The 19,939-nt window shown below is 71.5% G+C and carries 22 protein-coding genes; 14 read left to right on the top strand and 8 right to left on the bottom strand.

What is annotated here, in order from left to right:
• Positions 1-4 precede the first annotated feature (4 nt).
• Together FHR33_RS01215 and FHR33_RS01210 are read right to left on the bottom strand one after the other, a co-directional pair.
• The gene (locus FHR33_RS01215; RefSeq protein WP_183642295.1) at positions 5-1,096 is read right to left on the bottom strand and encodes a hypothetical protein; all 1,092 of its coding nucleotides are present in this window, start codon (positions 1,094-1,096) and stop codon (positions 5-7) included.
• Positions 1,084-1,755 (bottom strand): hypothetical protein, encoded by a 672-nt coding sequence (locus FHR33_RS01210; RefSeq protein ID WP_183642291.1) that lies wholly within the window; start codon positions 1,753-1,755, stop codon positions 1,084-1,086. Before FHR33_RS01210 ends, FHR33_RS01215 begins: the two co-directional genes overlap by 13 nt.
• Positions 1,756-1,842: 87 nt before the next feature.
• On the opposite strand from FHR33_RS01210, the gene FHR33_RS52360 reads away from it, so the two are divergent.
• The 3 genes from FHR33_RS52360 (at position 1,843) to FHR33_RS01195 (ending at position 4,984) form a co-directional block, all read left to right on the top strand.
• Positions 1,843-2,925, top strand: coding sequence for a sensor histidine kinase (locus FHR33_RS52360; protein WP_183642288.1), 1,083 nt, complete (start codon positions 1,843-1,845; stop codon positions 2,923-2,925).
• Complete coding sequence (locus tag FHR33_RS01200; protein WP_312895302.1) at positions 2,922-3,566, top strand: response regulator transcription factor; 645 nt, start codon at positions 2,922-2,924, stop codon at positions 3,564-3,566. The genes FHR33_RS52360 and FHR33_RS01200 overlap by 4 nt, the downstream gene beginning before the upstream one ends.
• Before the next feature lie 542 nt (positions 3,567-4,108).
• Complete coding sequence (locus FHR33_RS01195; protein WP_183642285.1) at positions 4,109-4,984, top strand: NAD(P)-dependent oxidoreductase; 876 nt, start codon at positions 4,109-4,111, stop codon at positions 4,982-4,984.
• 82 nt (positions 4,985-5,066) lie between these two features.
• Here the strand turns inward: FHR33_RS01195 and FHR33_RS01190 are convergent, their stop codons facing one another.
• The 4 genes from FHR33_RS01190 to FHR33_RS01175 form a co-directional block, all read right to left on the bottom strand.
• Positions 5,067-5,252, bottom strand: a complete 186-nt coding sequence (locus FHR33_RS01190; RefSeq protein WP_183642282.1) for a hypothetical protein — start codon at positions 5,250-5,252, stop codon at positions 5,067-5,069.
• Positions 5,253-5,307: 55 nt separating this feature from the next.
• A complete protein-coding gene (locus FHR33_RS01185; protein ID WP_183659813.1) occupies positions 5,308-5,748 on the bottom strand; it encodes a VOC family protein in 441 nt (146 codons plus the stop codon).
• 214 nt (positions 5,749-5,962) lie between these two features.
• A complete protein-coding gene (locus FHR33_RS01180) occupies positions 5,963-6,625 on the bottom strand; it encodes a response regulator (protein WP_183642279.1) in 663 nt (220 codons plus the stop codon).
• The gene (locus FHR33_RS01175) at positions 6,622-7,824 is read right to left on the bottom strand and encodes a sensor histidine kinase (protein WP_312895301.1); all 1,203 of its coding nucleotides are present in this window, start codon (positions 7,822-7,824) and stop codon (positions 6,622-6,624) included. Before FHR33_RS01175 ends, FHR33_RS01180 begins: the two co-directional genes overlap by 4 nt.
• A gap of 283 nt (positions 7,825-8,107) precedes the next feature.
• Here FHR33_RS01175 and FHR33_RS01170 point away from each other — a divergent pair, with 283 nt between their 5' ends.
• The gene (locus FHR33_RS01170) at positions 8,108-9,595 is read left to right on the top strand and encodes an alpha/beta hydrolase (RefSeq protein WP_312895300.1); all 1,488 of its coding nucleotides are present in this window, start codon (positions 8,108-8,110) and stop codon (positions 9,593-9,595) included.
• 72 nt (positions 9,596-9,667) lie between these two features.
• On the opposite strand, the gene FHR33_RS01165 is transcribed toward FHR33_RS01170, so the two are convergent.
• On the bottom strand, positions 9,668-10,102 hold the full coding sequence (locus FHR33_RS01165; RefSeq protein ID WP_183642273.1) for a nitroreductase family deazaflavin-dependent oxidoreductase: 435 nt from the start codon (positions 10,100-10,102) through the stop codon (positions 9,668-9,670).
• A gap of 345 nt (positions 10,103-10,447) precedes the next feature.
• Here FHR33_RS01165 and FHR33_RS01160 point away from each other — a divergent pair, with 345 nt between their 5' ends.
• Both FHR33_RS01160 and FHR33_RS01155 read left to right on the top strand, forming a co-directional pair.
• Positions 10,448-11,005, top strand: coding sequence for a fasciclin domain-containing protein (locus FHR33_RS01160; RefSeq protein WP_183642270.1), 558 nt, complete (start codon positions 10,448-10,450; stop codon positions 11,003-11,005).
• A 41-nt stretch (positions 11,006-11,046) separates the two neighbouring features.
• Entirely contained in the window at positions 11,047-11,442 is a 396-nt protein-coding gene (locus FHR33_RS01155; RefSeq protein WP_183642267.1) for an ACT domain-containing protein, read from the top strand.
• 50 nt (positions 11,443-11,492) lie between these two features.
• Here the strand turns inward: FHR33_RS01155 and FHR33_RS01150 are convergent, their stop codons facing one another.
• Complete coding sequence (locus tag FHR33_RS01150; RefSeq protein ID WP_183642264.1) at positions 11,493-13,133, bottom strand: bifunctional metallophosphatase/5'-nucleotidase; 1,641 nt, start codon at positions 13,131-13,133, stop codon at positions 11,493-11,495.
• Positions 13,134-13,309: 176 nt separating this feature from the next.
• Here FHR33_RS01150 and FHR33_RS01145 point away from each other — a divergent pair, with 176 nt between their 5' ends.
• The 8 genes from FHR33_RS01145 to FHR33_RS01110 are packed head-to-tail and all read left to right on the top strand — an operon-like array spanning position 13,310 to position 19,930.
• Complete coding sequence (locus FHR33_RS01145; RefSeq protein ID WP_183642262.1) at positions 13,310-14,194, top strand: MurR/RpiR family transcriptional regulator; 885 nt, start codon at positions 13,310-13,312, stop codon at positions 14,192-14,194.
• A gap of 15 nt (positions 14,195-14,209) precedes the next feature.
• Complete coding sequence (locus tag FHR33_RS01140) at positions 14,210-15,454, top strand: ABC transporter substrate-binding protein (RefSeq protein ID WP_183642259.1); 1,245 nt, start codon at positions 14,210-14,212, stop codon at positions 15,452-15,454.
• Positions 15,445-16,341, top strand: coding sequence for a carbohydrate ABC transporter permease (locus FHR33_RS01135; protein WP_183642256.1), 897 nt, complete (start codon positions 15,445-15,447; stop codon positions 16,339-16,341). Before FHR33_RS01140 ends, FHR33_RS01135 begins: the two co-directional genes overlap by 10 nt.
• Positions 16,338-17,147: a carbohydrate ABC transporter permease gene (locus FHR33_RS01130; protein ID WP_312895299.1), complete on the top strand. Its 810-nt coding sequence runs from the start codon at positions 16,338-16,340 to the stop codon at positions 17,145-17,147. The genes FHR33_RS01135 and FHR33_RS01130 overlap by 4 nt, the downstream gene beginning before the upstream one ends.
• 10 nt (positions 17,148-17,157) lie before the next feature.
• On the top strand, positions 17,158-17,904 hold the full coding sequence (locus FHR33_RS01125) for a sugar isomerase domain-containing protein (RefSeq protein ID WP_183642254.1): 747 nt from the start codon (positions 17,158-17,160) through the stop codon (positions 17,902-17,904).
• Entirely contained in the window at positions 17,901-18,629 is a 729-nt protein-coding gene (locus FHR33_RS01120; RefSeq protein ID WP_183642251.1) for a hypothetical protein, read from the top strand. The genes FHR33_RS01125 and FHR33_RS01120 overlap by 4 nt, the downstream gene beginning before the upstream one ends.
• Before the next feature lie 9 nt (positions 18,630-18,638).
• Complete coding sequence (locus tag FHR33_RS01115) at positions 18,639-18,998, top strand: hypothetical protein (RefSeq protein ID WP_183642248.1); 360 nt, start codon at positions 18,639-18,641, stop codon at positions 18,996-18,998.
• A complete protein-coding gene (locus FHR33_RS01110) occupies positions 18,998-19,930 on the top strand; it encodes an N-acetylglucosamine kinase (RefSeq protein ID WP_183642245.1) in 933 nt (310 codons plus the stop codon). Before FHR33_RS01115 ends, FHR33_RS01110 begins: the two co-directional genes overlap by 1 nt.
• Positions 19,931-19,939: the final 9 nt, after the last annotated feature.

Here is a 19,939-nt window from a genome sequence, read left to right as displayed (position 1 = left end):
CCGCTCACGGGCGCGGTGATGCGGCGCTCCTCGATTTCTCGGCGGTTCTGCGGCGCGCCCAGTAGGCGAACACCGCGGCCCCCAGCAACGGACCCCACACCGGGCACGGGAACATCAGGACGAACAGAACGCCGTCCACCCACGAGCCCATCTGGACGGCCCCTGCCAGCACACCGGGAGCCGAGACGCACAGCGCCACCGCCCCGAACGCACCCGGCCCGACGGCCAGCATCACCGGGACCGGCCGCCCGCCCACCCGGGGCACCCACCGCGGCACGACCTCACCCCAGCGGCTGATCAGGCCGAGCGTCAGCACGACGGCCAGGACCGCGCTCAGGCCGATCAGGAACCCCTGCATCCGGGTGGCCGCGTCGCCGCCCTCCACGGCGATCAGCGTGATGTGGCCGGTCCGCGGGTCGAAGCCGCCGAGCGGCCACGGCGTCACCCACGTCAGCCGCGCCAGCGCGTACGGCACGGGACAGAGGGCGGCCGCGATCGTGACGGCCCTCCCCCACCGCGGGACGGTCACCCTGCGCTCACGCGCGAACGACCCGTACGCGAGCCACGCCCACCCGACCGCGGCAATCGCCATCGCCCACGACCAGGCGATCCGCCCGCCGTACACGGCGAACCCGGAGGCCACGTTGACCAGGTAGCGGGAGAGCGCGTCGGTCATGGTCAGCGACGCGATCAGCCCGGCGGGGAGCAGCACCGCCAGCACGTACGCGACGGGCTGCCGCCGTACGCACCCCACCGCCACCATCCCGGCGACCCCCAGCAGAACGGCAGGAATCAGCGCATACCCGATGGACGACAGCACGGACGCGTCCGACATCACCAGCAGGAAGAAGGCGCTCTCGACCACGGCGACCACACCGGCGGCTCTCGGCCGGGACCGGACGCCGAGCGCCGCCAGCACCCCCAGCACGCCGGAGGCCACCATCAGGCCCACACCGGGCCCGCGCTCGATCCAGTGGTTGACGCCCACGGTGACCTTGGCGGCCGCGCCGTACGGGTAGCTGCCAGGGACGAACCACCACAGGGCCGCCACCGCCAGCGTCGCCGCGGAGATCGTCGATGCCGTCAGACGGCGCATGCGCACTTCCCCCCGATCCCGAATCCACCAGCCAAGCCCGGCCACGGGCCGGACCTGGCGGATCCCCCACCTCGGGGATCTGTCCGGTCGCCGGTGCGGCGCCGGTAGTAGTGCACCGCGACGACGGCCAGCAGCGGCCCCCAGAGGGCCAGCGGCGCGTAGGTGAGGTAGAAGACGGCGCTCTGCCAGCCGTTCACGATCAGCCCGTCGGGCTCACCGGTGATCTTCATACCGAGCATCGACATGACCAGCGCGTACGGGAAGACCAGCAGCAGCGCCGCGCCGATCCCTGCGGGCACGACGGCCGCCAGGACGGGGACCCTGCGGCCGCGCAGCACCGGCACCCAGCGCGGCCACACCTCGCCCCACTCGGCGACCAGCCCCACCGTCAGGAACGCCACCGCCTCGCTGACCACGCTGAGCCCGACGATGTACCACCACTGGGCGTCGAAGATGACGGGGGCCCGGCTGCCGGGAGGCGGCATGCCGTGCTCGACCAGCGGCACCCCGAAGTTCATCGCCGCGATCCGCCAGATGCCGGACGGCAGGGCGGTCAGCGCGGTCGCGTACGCCGTCCATACGGCCCAGCGCGGCACGCCGGCCGCCGTCCTGCCGTGCAGTCTCATCATGATGGTCGTGGTGGCGGTTGCGCTGTTCATAGCTGTGAGGATCACAGCCCGGCGACGGGCGAACATCCCCCAGGTGGGGGAAGGAACGGCCCGGCGTCCCGGGCTAGCATCGCCGACGTGAGCGGACATATCAGACGTGCCGTACGGGCGGTCCTCTACCAGGTGCTGGGCGCGGCGCTGCTGACCCCGGTCGCCGTGGTGCTCGGCCTGGCCGTCCTGAGCGAGCCGGCGCCGGCGCGCGTCCTGGTGCTGTGGGCGGCGTGCCTGCCCGCCTCGGTGCTGCTCGCCCTGGCGCCGCTGGTGCGGCGCATCGAGATCGCCGCGCTGGCCGAACTGCTCGACGTGCAGGTCTCCGACCGGGCCGACCGGGTCTACCTGGTGGCGCTGACGAGCCTGCACCTGTACGGCGGCGCGACGCTGGGCGCGGGCGTGCTCATGCTGTCACCGGGACTGGTCCGGCTGGGCGATCTGACGCTGTGGCGCGACAGCCCCGCCGTCCAGGCCGAACCGCTGGCCGCCGTGCTCGCGCTGGCGGCCGCCATGGTCGCGGCCGGGTTCGGGCAGCGGTGGGCGGCGCGCCGCCTGCTCCGCGCCGAACCGTCCCGCATGCTGGAGGAGCTCGGCCGCCGCCAGACCCTCGCGCTGGAGCTGCACGACGCGGTCGGGCACGCGCTCAGCGTCGTCCTGGTGCAGGGCATGGCCGCGCAGGCCGCGCTCCAGCGCCCCGCCCCCCGTCCCGAGCAGGCCACGCGCTCGCTGGACCACCTGCTCGACACCGCCCGCGCCGCCCAGGAGGACCTCGACGTGCTGCTCGGCGTCCTCGACGCCGGCGAGGCGGCACGCACACCCACGCTCGACTCGCTCCACACCCTCACCCGCGGGCTCGACGTCCACGTGAACGCCGGCCCCCTCGACCGCATCCCCCCGGCCACCTCCCGCACCGCCTACGCCATCGCCCGCGAGGCGCTCACCAACGCCCTGCGCCACGGGTCCGGACCCGTCACGCTCGACGTCGACACGGATGCCCCCGGCGAGCTGGTGCTGACCGTCGAGAACGCCACCGTCGGCTCCCCCGCCGCACCGGCCGGGCACCGGCGCGGCCTGACGGGCATGCGCATGCGAGCCCGCCTCGCCGGCGGCACGTGCACCACCCGGCAGGCCGAGACGATCTGGCGCGTCGAAGCGAGGCTGCCGCTGTGATCCGCGTCGTCCTGGCCGACGACGAGCCGCTGATCCGCGAGGGATGGGCCGCCATGCTCTCCTTCCACGACGACCTCACGGTCGTCGGACAGGCCGCCGACGGCAGGCAAGCCGTCGAGGCCGGCGCGGGCGCCGACGTCGTGCTGATGGACATCCGCATGCCCCGCATGGACGGCCTCGCCGCAACCGTCGAACTGACCCGCCGCTCCCCGTCCACCCGCGTCGTCGTCGTCACCACCTTCGAGAACGACCAGCTGGTGTGGGCCGCCCTGCGCGCCGGAGCCGCCGGGTACGTGCTCAAACGCGCCCCGGCCGGTGAGCTGGTGGAGGCCGTCCGGCTGGTGCACTCCCGCCGCGCGGTGCTCTTCCCCGACGCGCTGCGCCGCATCGCCTCCCCGCACCACGGCAGCGCCCGGCCGCCCCGCCCGGTCGCGCTCACGCCCCGCGAACTCGAGGTGCTGCGGCACATCACGCTCGGACAGGCCAACCCCGAGATCGCCGAGGCCCTGCACGTGTCCCGGGAGACGATCAAGACCCACGTGACCAACGTCCTGGGCAAACTCGGCGCCCGCGACCGCACCCACGCCGCCGTCCTGGCCTACGAACTCGGCCTGATCCTCCACGGCATCGAACCCGGCTGAACCCGAACCTACCGGGTTGACCGCCGATCTTCGGGTCGCGCTCCTGACCCGCATGACGAACAGGGCCTGGTTCACCAAGGACCAGCAGCTTGCTCCCACGGTCTTCCCGTCGGCTGGCACGAAGGCGTCCTCGCGCGCCTCCACAAACTCGGGAATGAACCTGCCCGCAAAAGCCCTGTGAGCGGATGGGCCAGCCGGTGGGCCAGCTCACCGAGCTCGCCTTCCCATCCGGCCGGCGGCTCGACCTCGGCGGCCTTGCCCTGGCCGTCGACCACGGCCGGGATGACGGGCACCATCGCGGCCAGCTCAGCAGCGAGCTCGTGGCTTGTCGGAACTGGGCGCGCCGAGGTCGCGCTGTCGCTGGCACTTCAGTGTGCTCAGGGCAGGCCGGCAGGAGGCCGCGGCCACTTCGTACAGGGGAACCCCGACACCATACGAACATAGATGTTAGTACCTGCTGAAATAGTAGGTACTTGAGGAAATGTCCGTGGAGCCTCCAGCATGGACGAGCACGTCACTGACGACTTGGACTGGAGCATCACATGACCGACCACCGCACCCCGGTGACCGTCCTCGGGCTCGGCTCGATGGGTACGGCGCTGGCCGAGGCTTTCCTCGAGGCGGGACATCCCACGACGGTGTGGAACAGGACCGCGAGCAAGGCCGCACCCCTGGTCGCCAGGGGCGCACGCCACGAGACGGCGATCGCCGACGCCGTCGCCGCCAGCCCCCTGATCATCGCCATCCTGACCACCTACGACCATACGCGGGAGGCACTGGAACCGGCCGCCGCCGCGCTGGCCGGGCGCTCCCTCGTCACCCTGAACAGCGGCTCCCCCGCCGGCGCCAGAGAGATGGCCGCCTGGGCGACCGGGCACGGCGCCAGGTTCCTCGACGGGGCGATCAAGAACGTGCCTTCGGCCGTGGGCAAGCCGGACACCCTCCTGTACTACGGCGGCGACAGGTCCGTCTTCGACGAGTACGAGACGACGCTGAGAGTGCTGGGCGGCGACACGGTCCATCTCGGCGACGAGAGCGACCTCGCCGCCCTCTACGAGATGGCGGTGGGCGGCACCTTGCTGCCGGCCCTCGTCGGCTTCTTCCACGGCGCCGCCGTCGTCCAGGCGCGGGGACTGGAGGCCGCCACGCTGGTGCGGTTCACCGTCAAGTGGCTGGAAATGATCAGCTCCATCCTGCCGGTCTTCGCTCAGGAGATCGACAGCGGCGACTACACCAAGCCGATGTCGACGGTGAACCTCTTCCTCGAGGGAGCCGCCTATGACCAACAGCTCGGCGAGGAGGCCGGCGTCGACGTGGCCTGGCACGCCCCCTTCCACGACCTGCTGAGACGGGCCGTCGAGGCGGGCCACGGCGACCACAGCATCTCCGCCCTGGTGGAGGTGCTCAAGAAGCCGTAACCCTGCCGGTCACTCGCGGGTGGCCGCGTGGCGGTCGGCGTGGGCCGTCGCGCGTCCTCTGCCCGGCCGCCGTGCCGGGCGCTCAGCCGCTCGCTTCCCGGTCCGCAGGACCGGCGTCCCCGGCCTGCTCGCGCACCATGTACTGCGCGTACCAGGTCGGCCAGTCCTGATCGGGGTGCCCGAGCTCCTGCTCATGCCGGCCGTGCGCGGCCTCCGCACGGCGCAGAGCGTCGGCCAGCCCGGCCACGGAGTCAAAGCTCACCTGCATCTCGGTACTCCTCCTGCGAGAACAGCCGTCAGACCACCACTCTCACGCTCCGGGCTCACCGGCCAGGAAGACGGGTGGTGACCTCCTGGAGCAGCCAGCCATTGCCGTCGGGGTCACTGAAGGAGGCGAAGGAGAAGTAGCTCTGGCGGTCCGGAGCCGGGCCGGAGACCCGCCGCCCCCCGGTCCCCGCCTCGGGCAGCACCCCTCCCGCGTCATGGAACACCTCACCCACGTCGGCCCCGCGGTCGATGAGCTCGGACCGTGCCGCGTCGATGTCGTCGACGATCAGGTACAGACCCTGCATCGAGCCCGGCGCGGCCGAGGTGACCCCGGTGCCGAAGATGACCGAGCACCCCGAGCCGGGTGGAGTCAGCTGCACCGCCCGGAAGTCGTCTCCGGCGACGACGTCGGCGTCCTCCCGCCACCCGAGGGCCTTGTAGAAGTTCTTGGACCTGTCCACGTCGGCGACCGGAACCACCACGACCTCGAGCTTCATGTCCACGGCCTCGGATCCTCCCCCTCGATGCCGGTGACCTTTGTACGCCACCGGGGCTGCTGGTGTGCCAGGGGGGATCGCCCCTCCTACACTCGCGTCCCCCACCGTCGAAGTCCAGGGGCGGCAGCTTCAACTGTTGGCAGGCGATCGGCCAACTTTCGGGGCGGACAAGCCGGCAGGGCACCGAACCAGCCCGACGCCTTTACAAAGTAGATCAGGCTGGGGAGACGAGTCGGGTCTCGTAGGCGAAGACCACCGCCTGTACGCGGTCGCGCAGCTCCAACTTGGTCAGGATCCGCCCCAGATGCGTCTTCACCGTCGCCTCCGCCACCTGCAAGGCCTCGGCGATCTCGACGTTGGACAGGCCGCGCGCCACCTCCACCAGCACCTCCCTCTCGCGCTGGGTCAGCAGCCGCAGCCGCTCGGCGCTCGTCCCTGCCGCGCCGGTGGGAAGCTGGTGGGCGAAGGTCTCCAGCAGGCGGCGGGTGATTCTCGGGGAGACCACGGCGTCGCCGGCCGCGACCGTACGGATCGCCGCGAGCAACTCCTGCGGCAGGGCGTTCTTGAGCAGGAAGCCCGACGCCCCCGCCCTCAGCCCGGCGAAGGCGTACTCGTCCAGGTCGAAGGTGGTGAGGATGAGCACGCGAGCCTGCCCCCTGTCGCGGACGATCCTGCGGGTCGCCTCGATCCCGTCGAGTCCGGGCATGCGGACGTCCATGAGCACGACGTCGGGGCGCAGCCGCCGCGCCAGCCGTACGGCCTCGGCTCCTTCACCCGCCTCCCCCACCGCCTCCATGTCCTCCTGGGCGTCGAGCACCATGGTGAACGCCATGCGCAGCAGCGGCTCGTCGTCGACGAGCAGCACCCGGATCGTCACAGGACCCTCTCCCCCGCCGTGCCGAGGTCGAGCGTGGCCGACACCTGCCAGCCTCCGCCCGGCAGCGGGCCGGCGCGCAGCGTCGCGCCGTACGCCGCGGCCCGCTCGCGCATGCCGACGATGCCGTGACCCGAACCAGGGGGCCCCACACCGCGGCCGTCGTCGGTGACCTCGACCGTGACGCTCTCCGGCGAACAGCGGACCAGCACCTCGGCGCTGGTGCCCGGCGGCGCGTGCTTGAAGGTGTTGGTCAGGGCCTCCTGGGCCAGCCGGAAGACGGTCAGCTGCGCGGCGACGGGAACGAGCGCGGGATCCCCCTCGAGGTCCAGGCGCAATGGCAGACCCGCCGCGCGCATCTGCCCCGCGAGGGACTCCAGCTCGGCGATGCCGGGCATCGGGTGGCGCAGCGCCTCGGGTTCGTCGGCCCGCAGCACGCCGAGGGAGCGCCGCATGTCGGTGAGCGCCTGCCGTCCGGTGTCGGAGATCTGGCGCATGGCGGCGGCCGCCCTGTCGGGCGAGCGGCGCTGGGCGAAGCCGGCGCCGTCGGCGAGCGCGACCATGACAGAGAGGTTGTGGGTGACGATGTCGTGCATCTCGCGGGCGACGCGGGCGCGCTCGCCGGCCACCGCGAGCATGGCGCGCTGGTCGCGCTCGCGTTCGAGACGGAGCGCGCGATCACGCAGGGAGCCGAGGTAGGCGCGCCTGATCCGGGTGTTCACCCCGGTGAGCACGACGGCCACGGCGACGGCGTTCAGGAAGACGATCGCGCTGAGCAGGCCGCCGTACGGCGCCGCCCACCGCGCGCAGGCCAGCAGGATGCCCGCTTCGAGCACGACCGCGGCCGCGAGCGTACGCCGCCACGGGCAGCGGGCCGCCACCGTGTACATCGCGACCAGCAGCGCCACGTCCGTCAGCAGCTGGATGTCGGCCAGCCACTGGACGAAGGCGACCGCGGCCACCACGCAGAAGACCGCCAGCGGCGCGCGCCGCCGCCACACCAGCGGCGCCGCCAGCGCCGCGTGCAGCAGCAGCGGCCCCATGGCGCCCTGGTAGACCGCGCCGTTGAGCCCCGCGCCGCCGAAGAACACCACCGCCGCCAGGCAGGCGTCGAACGCCGTCGCCGGGATCCTGCCGCCGGCCCGTGACAGGGCCCTGACCGGCCGCGCCATCCGGGCGGAGACGAAAGCGGCGTACTTCACGAGGCCAGCCGATTCATGACGCCAACATAGTCGTCCCGCCCGCGGGCACGGCACGCGCGCGGCGGCCGGCGTCAGACCACAGTCGTACCTCCCGCGCTCGCCGCCTCAGGAGAACCCGCAGGTCAAGGCGGCTGCGGCGGGCCGCTGCCCGAGCGCCGCCGCGCGGCGGGAAAACCCCACCGGAGGCTGACGCGAAGGACCACCCCTGCGGCCTAGCGTCGTAGCCCGGCCCGGCGTGTGGCTCTACGAAGGGGAACATTCGATGCGTGGACGAGGGATCGCCGTGACGGCATTGCTGGCGGGTGGCTCGCTGGTCGCCGTGCAACCGGCCGCGGCCGACGAAGGCGCGGCCAGGTTCGAGCGGCAGCAGATCACCTGGCGTGGTTGCGCGACAGGGCCAGGAGACCAGGCCGGCAAGGAGCTGGACGCGGCGAAGGCCCAGTGCGCCGTGGTGACCGTGCCGCTCGACTACCGTCGCCCGGGCGGACCGACGATCAAGGTCGCCATGTCCAGGCTGAAGGCCACCGATCCGCGACGCAGGCGTGGGGTCCTGCTGTACAACCCCGGCGGACCCGGCGTCCCCGCCATGTCCCTCGTGCTCCAGGTGAAGCGGGTGGCCCCCGCCGTGGCCGCCCGCTACGACCTGATCGGGATGGATCCCAGGTTCGTCGGGCGGAGCACCCCGCTGAACTGCGGCTGGCCCCGCGCGGTGGTCGGGTCCGCGGGCAAGGACAGGCGCACCTTCGACCAGGGCGTCGCGCTGGCCAGGGACCTGGCCGCCCGCTGCGCCGCGCACAAGGAGCTGCTGCCGCACGCCTCCACCCGTAACACCGCCAGGGACATGGACGTCATCAGAGCCGCGCTCGGCGAGCCCAGACTGTCCTACCTCGGCTCCTCCTACGGCACCTACCTGGGCGCGGTCTACCTGCAGCTGTTCCCGCGCCGCGCCGACCGGGTCGTCCTGGACAGCGCCGTCGACACCGGCCTGTTCGGCCCTGACCTGACCCGCACACAGGGCGCCGCGCTCAACGCCGTCCTGCGCGACTGGGCGTCGTGGGCGGCCCGCCGTCACGGCCGCCATCACCTGGGCGCCACCACCGCCGACGTGCTGGCCACCGTCGCCAGGATCGACACGGCCGCCGCACGCGCTCCCCTGCGGGTGGGCCGCCACAGGCTCGACACGCGGGCACTGCCGATGGTCCTGTTCGGCGTCACCGCGGGTGACAGCGAGGAGGCCTATGCCTCCTTCTCCGCCGACGTCCGGGTCCTGAGCCAGGCCGCCCGCGGCGTCGAGGTCACCCCCACTCCGGTACTCGACCAGGTGCTGACCGGTCTGTCCGCCCCCGACTCCGAAGGATCGGCCGCCGTCCAGACGGCGATCATGTGCGCGGACCGGGCGGCCTCGCGCGACCCCGAGACCTACTACCGTGACATCCAGGCCCACCGCGCCGACGAAGGCCTGTTCGGACCCCTGACGCGTAACCTCGGCCCCTGCTCGTTCTGGCCGGCCGCCCCCGCCGAACCTCCCACCGAGGTCCGCAACGACGTGCCCGTCCTGATGGTGGGCGCCACCGGCGACCCCGGCACCCCCTACGCGGGCCAGCTGCGCACCCACCGCGCCCTGACCGGCTCGCGTCTGGTGACCCTGCGCGGCGCCTTCCGCCACACCGTGTACGGCGGGCTCTTCGCCCCCCGGAACGGCTGCGTCGACGACGCGGTCAACCGCTACCTGGCCAACGGCGTCCTGCCCGCCACGGACACGTTCTGCTGACCCTCGCGGCTCCGGACTGTCGGCCCGCCGTCAGCCGTCCGGCATGCAGACGGGCCGACCGCGTGGGAGGTGTCACCCCCCGGCCGGCACGCGCTCCAGGATCACCACCGGGATCCGCCTGCTGGTCTTCGTCCGGTACCGCTCGTAGTCCTTCCAGAGCCCCGCCATGAGGCCCCACAGGCGTTCGCGCTCCTCCCCCTCGGCCTCCACCGCCCTGGCCGCGAACCGGTCGGCCGCCACCTGCACCTCCACGGCGGGATCGGCGAGCAGGTTGAGGTACCAGGCGGGATGCTCCTCGCCGCCCCCGTTCGACCCCACGACGATCAGCCGCTCGCCGTCCGTGCCGTAGATCAGCGCGGTCCTCCTGGGCAGTCCCGACACCCGCCCGCGCGTGGTGAGCAGCAGCGTCGTCACCCCCCAGCGCCGATGTCCCTTGCGCCCGTCGGTCTCGATGTACTCCTGGATGTGCTTGGCGACCCAGCCAACCGGGCTGTCTGTGGGATCCATCTGGACATCCTCCCCTGATTTCCCCACATCCGCCCCCTTATCCGTCGCGCATCCGCCGCGAACTGGATCACCGTAGAGTCCTCTCCCTCAGCGGACGAACTCCGGGCGCTGGCGATGGCCACGCGCGTGACGACCCGTACCGCCAGACCGGTTCTTGCACGAGCCCGCCCGGAGCGACGCGACGAAGACGCTGCAGGGCCACATCGGGTGCCGCGGGCTTGGCCCTGACGCGATGGACATGCCTGCCTTTGCGAAAGTTTGGGACAGATCAGGCGGCCGGCGGTCCGAGGGAGCGCGAATAGCCAGGTTGAGGAGACATTTCCTCACGATCAATGGGAGAACACCATGAAGGGCATCCTCATCGCCGCAGCACTGACGCTCGCCACCTCGGTGGCCGGCGCCACCTCCGCGTCCGCGTCCCCACAGGCGGCCGCCGAGCCGTTCGGGCCGGCGTGCTCGTCGGTCCCCTCCTCGGGTGAGGGCAGCCTCACCGCGATCGCCGACCAGCCGGTGGCCACCGCGGCCTCCACCAACCCCGAGCTGTCGACGCTGGTCACCGCGGTGAAGAAGGCCGGGCTCGTCGAAACGCTCAACTCCGCCAAGGCCATCACGGTCTTCGCGCCGACCAACGACGCCTTCGCCGCGATCCCGAAGCAGGATCTGGACGGGGTGCTGGCCGACAAGGCGGCGCTCACCAAGATCCTGACCTACCACGTGGTGGACGGCAAGAAGGCTCCTTCCGACCTGACCGACGCGCAGCTGACCACGCTGGAGGGCGGCAAGCTGACCGCCAAGGGCTCGGGCCAGGACTACACGGTCAACGAGGCCAAGGTCGTCTGCGGCGACGTCCCCACCGCCAACGCCACCGTCTACGTCATCGACAAGGTCCTCATGCCGGAGTGACACCGCCGTCGCCCCGCCCGCGCATCTGGTACACACGTTCCATGAGTTCGCCTATCGCCCAGCGCCTGCAGGTCGTGCCGTCGGTGTTCGCCGTGGACCACCTGCCGCACGCGACCTTCCCCGAGGACGACGAGTGGATCGCGCTGGTGCGCGCCCCCGAAGGGCTCACCGTCGTGCGCGAGACCTGGCCGAGCGGTTCGGGCGAGCGGTGGATCGGCCTGTACGGCGGCGCCACGGCCCACGACCTCGACGTCCCCGGCATGCTCGCCGCGATCGTGGGCCCGCTGGCCGAGGCGGCGATCCCGGTCTTCGTCGCCTCGACCTACCACGCAGACCTGGTCCTCGTGCCCGAGCAGAGGGCCAGGCTGGCGGTCACCGTCCTGGAAGAGGCGGGCCATCGGGTGGACACCAGGCACCTGCAGCCGGCCGACGGCTGACCGGAGGCGGGCGCCCGCTGGCACGCGCGAGGCAGACGGGCGGCGGCGCGCTAGTTCAGGCGCGTGATGCGGCCCAGCGCCGGCGGCTGGAGAGGGGTGTTGGCGCGGATGTGAGACTCGAAGGCCTCGATGTCGCGGACCTTCTCCACCCGCTCGGTGCCCTCGGTCAGCACGCTGAAGCCGTCTCCCCCTGTGGCGATGAAGGAGTTGGCCGTCACCCGGTATCTTCCCGCCGGGTTGACGACGGCGCCGTTGAGCTTGATGGTCGCCGGGTCGATCTTGTCGCAGGCCGGCTTGGCGTTGTCGTAGGTGAAGGTGAAGCCCTTCGAGACGCCGAGGACCCTGGCGGTGCTCTGGCCGCACCACTGCTGCTCCAGGAGCCGCTCCACCTGTGCTCCCGTCAGGGTCATCGTCACCAGCATGTTGCTGAACGGCACCACGCGCAGCGCCTTGCCGTGCGTGACCAGGTTGGACATCTCGTTGCCCGTCGGGTGGACCAGGAGGTCGCCGCCGATGCCGCCGCCGTACGGGGGCTGGATCGCGATCTGGGCGCCGCCGGTCTCAGGTGAGGAGGTCGCGGCCAGACGCCCGTCGGCCAGGGCATGGGCGATGGTGGATTCGCCCGCGGCGTTCCTGATCGTCGTCAGGTCGCGATGGATCAGACCGACGGGCCGGTCGAGCAGGCGCTGGGCGTACTGATCGGACTCGCGGCGCAGCGCGGCGATCGCGCCGTTCGGCTCGATGTCGTGCGTGACGGTGATGTTCTCCGCCTGGTGCGCCGTCGGGTTGCCGGTGGCGCGGTCGATCGTGAGCTTGATTCGGGTGAGCTCGCGGGTGTGGCCCGAGGTCTGGGTGACGGGGATGCCGTTGATCTCGCAGATGTAGGGGTTGTGGGTGTGTCCGGAGATCACAGCGTCGACCTCGGGGTCGAACTTCGCGACAATGTCCTTGATCGGTCCGGCCAGGTTGTTGCACTGGTTGGGCAGTCCACCGCCGGTCTGCCCGCCGCCCTGGTGGATCAGGACCACGATGGTGCGCACGCCCTTGGCCTTCAACTCGGCGGCATAGGCGTTGACGGCCTGGGCCTCGTCACGGGCTTCCAGGGGGGTGGTGGGCCCTGGCGCCTCCTTCAACGTGTTCTTGTACGAGACGCCGATGACCCCGACCTTGATCCCCTTCAGCTCCTTGACGATGTAGGGAGCGAAGGCGGGCTTGCCTGTCGTGGTGTCGACGATGTTGGCGCCCAGGTAGGGGAAGGACGCGCCCTTGAAGTTGGGCCGGGCGCAACCGTCGATGGGGTGGCAGCCGCCGTTCTCCATCCGGCGCAGCTCGGCCACGCCCTCGTCGAACTCGTGGTTGCCGACGCTGGAGGCGTCCAGGCGCATGAGGTTCAGGGCCTCGATGCCGGGCTCGTCGTGCTGCAGGGTGGCGTTCATCGTGCTGGAGGAGATGTTGTCGCCCGCGGCGAGTCGCAGGGTGCCCTCGGGATTCTCCCGCTGGAGCCGGTCGAAGTGGGCGGCGAGGTACTCGGCGCCGCCTGCCTCGACAGGACCGCCTGGGGTCATGGCGAAGCTCGTCGGCAGGGCGGAGTGGAAGTCGTTGATTCCGAGTAACTGAATGTCGACCGTGTCGGCCTTGACGGGCAGCAGGGCTGTTCCGCCCAGCAGCAGCGCGGCGAGCAGGTTGCGCATGTGCGTCCCTTCGGGGGGTTTCTGTCGGGGGCGAGCGTAGACACGCGCACTCGTGGAAGTAAAGACTCTCGCGAATGTGATCCCCTAAGGGAATTATTCACATCATGGAGGAGCGAGAGCCAGGTCAATCAGGTGAACTATTGACATAGAGCAGCGAAATGGAGGAAATTCCTCCCATGGCCGAGCCGGCAGAGAACTATTCACCCATCCTGACCCGCATCCGCGGGGTCGAGCCCACGCTGACCGCCGCGCACAGGCGCATCGCCGAGACGATCCTCGCCGAGCCCGCCGCCGTCGCCGCCTCCACCATCACGGAGCTGGCCGAACGCTGCTCCACCTCGCTGACCACGATCACCCGCTTCTGCCGCGAGCTGGGCCTGACCGGCTACCCCGAGCTCAGGCTGGCGCTCGCGGCCGAACAGGGCCGCACCACCGCCAACCCGCGCGACAGCGCGCTCATCGCCTTCTCCCCCGACGACCCGGCGAGCATGGTGCTGCGCAGCCTGCTGGCCAGCGACATGCGTGCCATGGAGGAGACCGCGGCGCAGCTCGACGTAGCGGCGGTGGACCGGGCCGTCTCCGCCCTGGTGCGGGCCAGGTTCATCGACTTCTTCGCCGTCTCGGGCAGCGCGGGGGTGGCCATGGACCTGCACCTCAGACTGCACGCCGTCGGCCGGCCTTGCGCGCTGTGGCCCGACGTCCACAGCGCCGTCTGCAGCGCGAACGCCCGCGACCACCGTGACGTGGCGCTCGGCATCTCCCACTCCGGCACCACCGCCGAGGTCGTCGAGCCACTGGCCATCGCCAAGGAGCGCGGCGCCACCACCATCGCGGTGACGAACTTCCCCCGCAGCCCTCTGGCGGAGGTCGCCGACATCGTGCTGACCACCGCGGCGCAGGACACCCCCTTCCGCGCCGGCGGGGTGGCCGCCCGCCACACCCAGATGCTGGTTCTGGACTGCCTGTACATCGGCGTCGTCCAGCGCACCCACGAGACCAGTAACCAGTTGCTGACCACCGCCACGGAGGCGGTGGCCAAACACCGCCTGCCCCAACGCTGATCCAGGAGTCCCCCCATGCGTCTGGCCCCCGTAGCGGCCGCCATCGTGCTGTCGGTCGCCGCCTGCGCGCCCAGCTCGCCCTCGACCCCCGCCCAGTCCCAGGACAAGGTCACGCTGTCCGTCTGGGGATGGGGGCCCGAGGAGAACTACGACAAGATGTTCGCCGCCTACGAGAAGCTCAACCCCGGTGTCGACGTCGACGCCCGCTCCTTCACCACCGCCACCGAGTACGACACGATCCTGTCCACGGGCCTGGCCGGCGACAGCGGCCCTGATCTGGCCTGGCTGCGCGCGGGCGCGAACCTGCAACCGCTCGTCGAGGCGGGCAGGCTGCTGCCGCTGGAGACCTCCGACGTGCCCGGGCTCAAGGACTACGACGAGGGCGTGCTGCGCTCGGCCAAGGGCGACAAGGACGGCAAGGTCTACGGCGTCCCCTTCGCCGTGCAGACCCTGCAGGTGATCTACAACAAGAAGATCTTCGCCGACCACGGCATCACTCCGCCCCGGACCTGGGACGACATGATCGCGGCGGCCGAGAAGCTGAAGGCCAACAAGATCGTCCCGTTCGCCTTCGGCGGCAAGGACGACTGGATGCTGCCCATCGTGGCCAGCATCTTCGGCACCGCCACCTGGGGCGGCGACACCTTCCTCGACGACGTCAAGGCCAAGAGGAAGACGTTCACCGACCCGGCGTTCGTCGAGGGCATCGACCAGCTCAACAAGCTCAAGCCCTACTTCCCCGACGACGTGGCGGGCGTCTCCTACACCGACGCCCAGATCCTGTTCTCCTCGGGCAAGGCGGCCATGTTCCCCGGCGGCCTGTGGGAGCTGAACTTCTTCGCCGAGAACGCCAAGGGCGTCGAGCTGGGCGTCTTCACCCCGCCGGCGCCGAAGGGCGGCCAGGGCATGATGCCGGGCTTCACCGACGGCTCGTACGGCATCAGCGCCAAGACCAGGCACAAGGCCGAGGCGCTGAAGTTCGCCGCCTGGCTCGCCTCCAAGGACTACGGCCAGCTCTTCACCGACACGCTGAGTATCTTCTCCGCCGTGCCGGGCGTGAAGCCGACCGACCCGCTGCTCGAGGAGGTCTCCACCACCTTCGACAAGCAGGGCGCCACGTACTTCATGAACGAGTTCGCGTACGGCAACCCGTCCTCGCAGACCGTCTTCTCCAAGTCGCTGCAGGAGATGCTGCTCGGCCGCATCACCGCCGAGCAGGCAGCCGAGCAGCTCGACAAGAGCGTGGCCACATGGCTCTGAGCACCACCAGGCGGGGATCGTCGTACCTGTTCCTGATCCCCGCCTTCGTCCTGTACTCCCTCTTCGTCGTCTACCCGCTGTTCACCGGCCTGACCTACAGCGTGTTCTCGTGGAAGGGCACGCTGCGCGACACCTTCGTCGGCTTCGCCAACTACGCCGGCCTGCTCACCGAGTCCTTCCGCGACCAGCTGCTGCCCGCGCTCGGCCACAACTTCCTGCTGTTTGCGGGGACCATGCTGGTGCAGAACACGCTGGGGCTGGCCTTCGCGCTCGCGCTGTCGCGGGTACGGCGGGGCAAGCGCGCGCTGCAGACGATGTTCGCGCTGCCGTACCTGGTCAACCCGCTCGTCATCGGCTATCTCTGGACGCTGCTGCTGAGCCCCACCTTCGGGCCCGTCAACTCGCTGCTGCGCGGGGTGGGTCTGGAGGGTCTGGCGATGCCGTGGCTGGGCGATCCGGCCACGGCGCTGCCGACCGTGATCGTGATCACCACCTGGCAGTGGGTCGGCTTTCCGATGCTGCTGTTCAGCGCCGCCCTCGGCGGCATCCCCCAGGAGTACGCCGAGGCGGCCAGAACCGATGGGGCGACCTCCTGGCAGGTGTTCCGGCGCATCACGCTGCCGCTGCTGCGCCCCGCGATGGCCACCATCACGATCCTGAGCTTCATCGGCAGCATGAACACCTTCGCGCTGGTCTACGCCCTCGGGGGCTCGAACGGCGCCCCCGCGGGCGCCACCGACGTGCTCGGCCTGCTGTTCTATCGAGCGGCGTTCGCCTCGGGCGACGTCAACGCCCTGGGCACCTCCTCGGCCCTGGCGGTCTTCATGTTCACCTTCATCTTCGGCTCGACCCTGCTGCTCGAGCGCGTGCTGAGGAGGCGGACGTGAGAACCCTCTGGATCAAGCTGCTGCTGTGGGGCTACGCCGTCTTCTCCATGGCGCCCCTCGTCGTGATGGTGCTGAGCTCCTTCCGGCCGACCAGCGAGATCTTCGACGAGCCGATCGGACTGCCCACGGGGTCGGCGTTCGACAACTACGCCAAGGCCTGGACCGAGGCCTCCTTCTCCACCTACGTCGTCAACTCGGTGATCGTCGTGGTGTCCGCGGTGCTGCTCGGCGCCGTCGTGTCTCTGCTGGCCGCCTACCCGCTCGGGCGCAGGCGCTTCGGCGGGCGCGGCCTGCTCACCGCCTACTTCATCTCCGGCATGACGCTGCCGGCGCACCTCGGCGTGCTGCCGCTGTTCTACCTGCTGGAGAGCATGGGGCTGGTCGACTCGCTGCTGGGCCTGATCCTCGTCTACGCGGCGGGGTCGATCCCGTTCAACGTCTTCGTGCTCACCGCCTTCTTCCGGCAGCTGCCGTACGAGCTCGACGAGGCCGCCTCGCTGGACGGCGCGGGCCCGCTGGCGACGTTCTGGCACGTGATGCTGCCCCTGGTACGGCCGGCGATCGCGACCGTGATCGTCTTCCAGTTCGTCCCCCTGTGGAATGACTTCTTCTACCCGCTGGTCCTGATGCGCGACGAGAGCAAGCTCACGCTGCCCGTCGGGCTCACCCACTTCTTCGGCGAGTTCCAGAACGACTGGGGGACGCTCTTCGCCGGGCTGGTGATGACGACGATCCCCCTGGTCGTGCTGTTCGTCCTCGCCACGCGCCAGATCGTGGCCGGCCTCACCGCCGGCATGAACCGTTGAGGAGCACCCTGTGGACCTTGTGACAGCCTTCGCCGACGAGGCGCGCAGACGCACCGACGAGCTGCTGACCGGCCAGCTGCCCGCCATCAGGAGGGCGGGGGCGCTGATCGCCGAGGCGGTGCTGGCCGGAGGGGTGGTGCACGCCTACGGCACCGGCCATTCCGAGGCGGCGGCGCTGGAGCTCGCGGGACGGGCGGGCGGGCTGATCCCCGCCAACCGGCTCGCCCTGCGCGACCCCGTGGTGCTGGGCTCGGCGAAACCCGGCGACTTCGACCCCTTGGCCGAGCGGGACCCGAGCACCGCCCACCGGGTGCTGGCCCTGCACACGATCGTGCCCGCCGACGTCTTCATGATCGCCTCCAACTCCGGTGGCAACGGCTCGACCGTGGAGATGGCGAGGCTGGTCAAGCAGCGCTCGCTGCCGCTCATCGCGATCACCTCCATGGCGCACACGAGCGCGATCACCTCGCGCCACCCTTCGGGCGAGCGGCTGTTCGAGCTGGCCGACGTCGTGATCGACAACCTCGCCCCGTACGGCGACGCGGTGCTGGAGACCGAGCACGGTCCGGTGTGCGGCATCTCCTCGATCACCTCGGCGCTGGCCGTCCAGCTGATGGTGGCGGAGGCGATCGGCCTGCTGGGCGCGGCGGGAATGGTCCCGCCCACCTACCTGTCCGCCAACATCCCCGGCGCCGACGCGCACAACGAGGCGCTGCAGGCGCGGTACGCGGGGCGGATCAGGATCGGTGCGCTGTGACGCTGACGATCGCGGCCTTCTGGCCGCCGCCTCCCCACGAGACCACGGTGGCGCGCTACCGCGAGATCGCCGACGCGGGCATCGACCTGGTCCTCACCGGCAACTACCTCAACGACACGGTCATCATCGGGCACGCGCTGTCCTGCGCCGACGAGGCGGGGCTGGAGGTGCTGGTCGCCTCCGACCCGCGCGTCGAGGTGCTCATGCGAGACCTGGACCCCGGCGAGGAGCAGACCAGGGCGCTCATCGGCAGGGTGATCGACGACTACCGCGGCCACCGCTCCTTCCGCGGCATCAGCCTGATGGACGAGCCGCTGCCCGACCGCTTCGAGCGCCTGGCGACGGGGGTGTCCGTGGTGCGCTCGCTGGGCCGGCTCGCCTACGTCAACCTCTTCCCGAGCCATGCCACCGGCCCCTACGACGCCTACGTGGGCGACTTCGTCTCGACCGTCCGCCCTGCCCTGCTCTCCTTCGACCGCTACCCCTTCCTGTCCTCAGGCGAGGACGCCGGCTACTTCGCCGACCTGGCCACGATCCGCGACCACGCCGCCAGGGCGGGCGTGCCGGCCTGGATGTACGTCCAGACGCTCGCCTACGACGGGCACCGCGCCCCCACCGCCGCCGAGATCGCCTGGCAGGTCAACACGGCGCTGGCCTACGGCTACACCGGCGTCCAGTACTTCACCTACTGGACCCCCGACCCTTCACGCGGAGAGGGCTTCTAGCCCGCCCTGATGGACGGCGGGCGGCCCACCGAGCGCTACGGCGTCGTGCGCGACCTCAACACCCGCTGGCTGCGACCGGTGGGCGACGAACTGGCGCGCCTGCCGTGGACGTCGGCGGGCCACACGGGCCCGCCGCCCGCCGGAGCGCGCCCCCTGGAGGACGGCGTCGTCGTCGGAGGCGAGGTCGTGGTGGGCAGGTACGGCGCGCGGCACCTGTTCGTGTGCAACGCCCGCCATGACGCCGGCACCGAGGTCAGGCTGGCCGCCAGGGCCGCCGCCTTCGACCCGGCCACCGGCTCCTACCAGCCGGGCGGCGCCACCTTCCCGCTCGCTCCCGGCGCCGCACGCCTGGTGCGTCTGGAGTCCTGATGCTCTTCGCCGGCGTCGACGCGGGCGGCACCTCCACCCGGGTCGCGGTGCACACCGCCTCGGGCGCCAGGGCCGGGTACGGCACGGCAGGCGGCGGCAACCCCGCCGCGCACGGGCCCGCGGCGGCGGGCGAGGCGATCGCGGCGGCCCTGCGCCAGGCGATCCACGGCCTCCCGCCTGACTCGGTGACCGCCTCGGTGGCCGGTGTGGCCGGCTCGGACGACGGGTTCGCCGCCGTGCTGCGCCGCGTCTGGGCCGAGCATGGGCTGCCCCACTCCCCCAGGCTGGTCAGCGACGTGGACGTCGCCTACGCCGCGGGCACGCACGCGCCGTCGGGCACGCTGCTGCTGGCCGGGACGGGGGCGGCCGCCGCCAGCTTCACCGCCCGCGAGATCGACGGCGTCGCCGACGGGCTCGGGTGGCTGCTGGGCGACGAGGGAGGCGGCTTCTGGATCGGGCGGGCCGGGGTGCGGGCCGCCGTCCGCGAGCTGGACAGGGGCTCGCCCGGCGGCCCGCTCGTGGAACTGGTCACGCGACGCTTCGCCGTGGCAGGGCCGCCCCGGCGGCGGGCCGACCAGATCGTCAGGATGGCGCAGGCCGACAGGATGGCGCTGGCCGCCAGCGCCCCTCTGGTCGGGCAGGCCGCCGAGCTGGGCGACCCGCGGGCCCGCGAGATCGTCCGCGAGGCCGCGGAGCGCCTGGTGGCCTCGGCCGTCCGGGTGCATCGCGCGGGGCCGGTCGTGCTGGCGGGAAGCGTCCTGACCAGCGAGGGTCCGGTCCGCCGGGCCGTACTCGGCCTGCTGGAGGGACAGGACCCCGCGCGGTGCGTCCTCACCGCGCGGGACGCGGCGGGCGCGGCGAGCTGGCTCGCCGCGCTCGAGCGGCTGGGCGAGGCCGGGGCGGTGCGCGCGCACCCGCGGTTCACCTGCTGACCGCCCGCA

Source organism: Nonomuraea dietziae, assembly GCF_014195505.1.
GTDB classification, from domain to species: domain Bacteria; phylum Actinomycetota; class Actinomycetes; order Streptosporangiales; family Streptosporangiaceae; genus Nonomuraea; species Nonomuraea roseola.
This window is presented reverse-complemented; position numbering and strand designations above follow the sequence as displayed.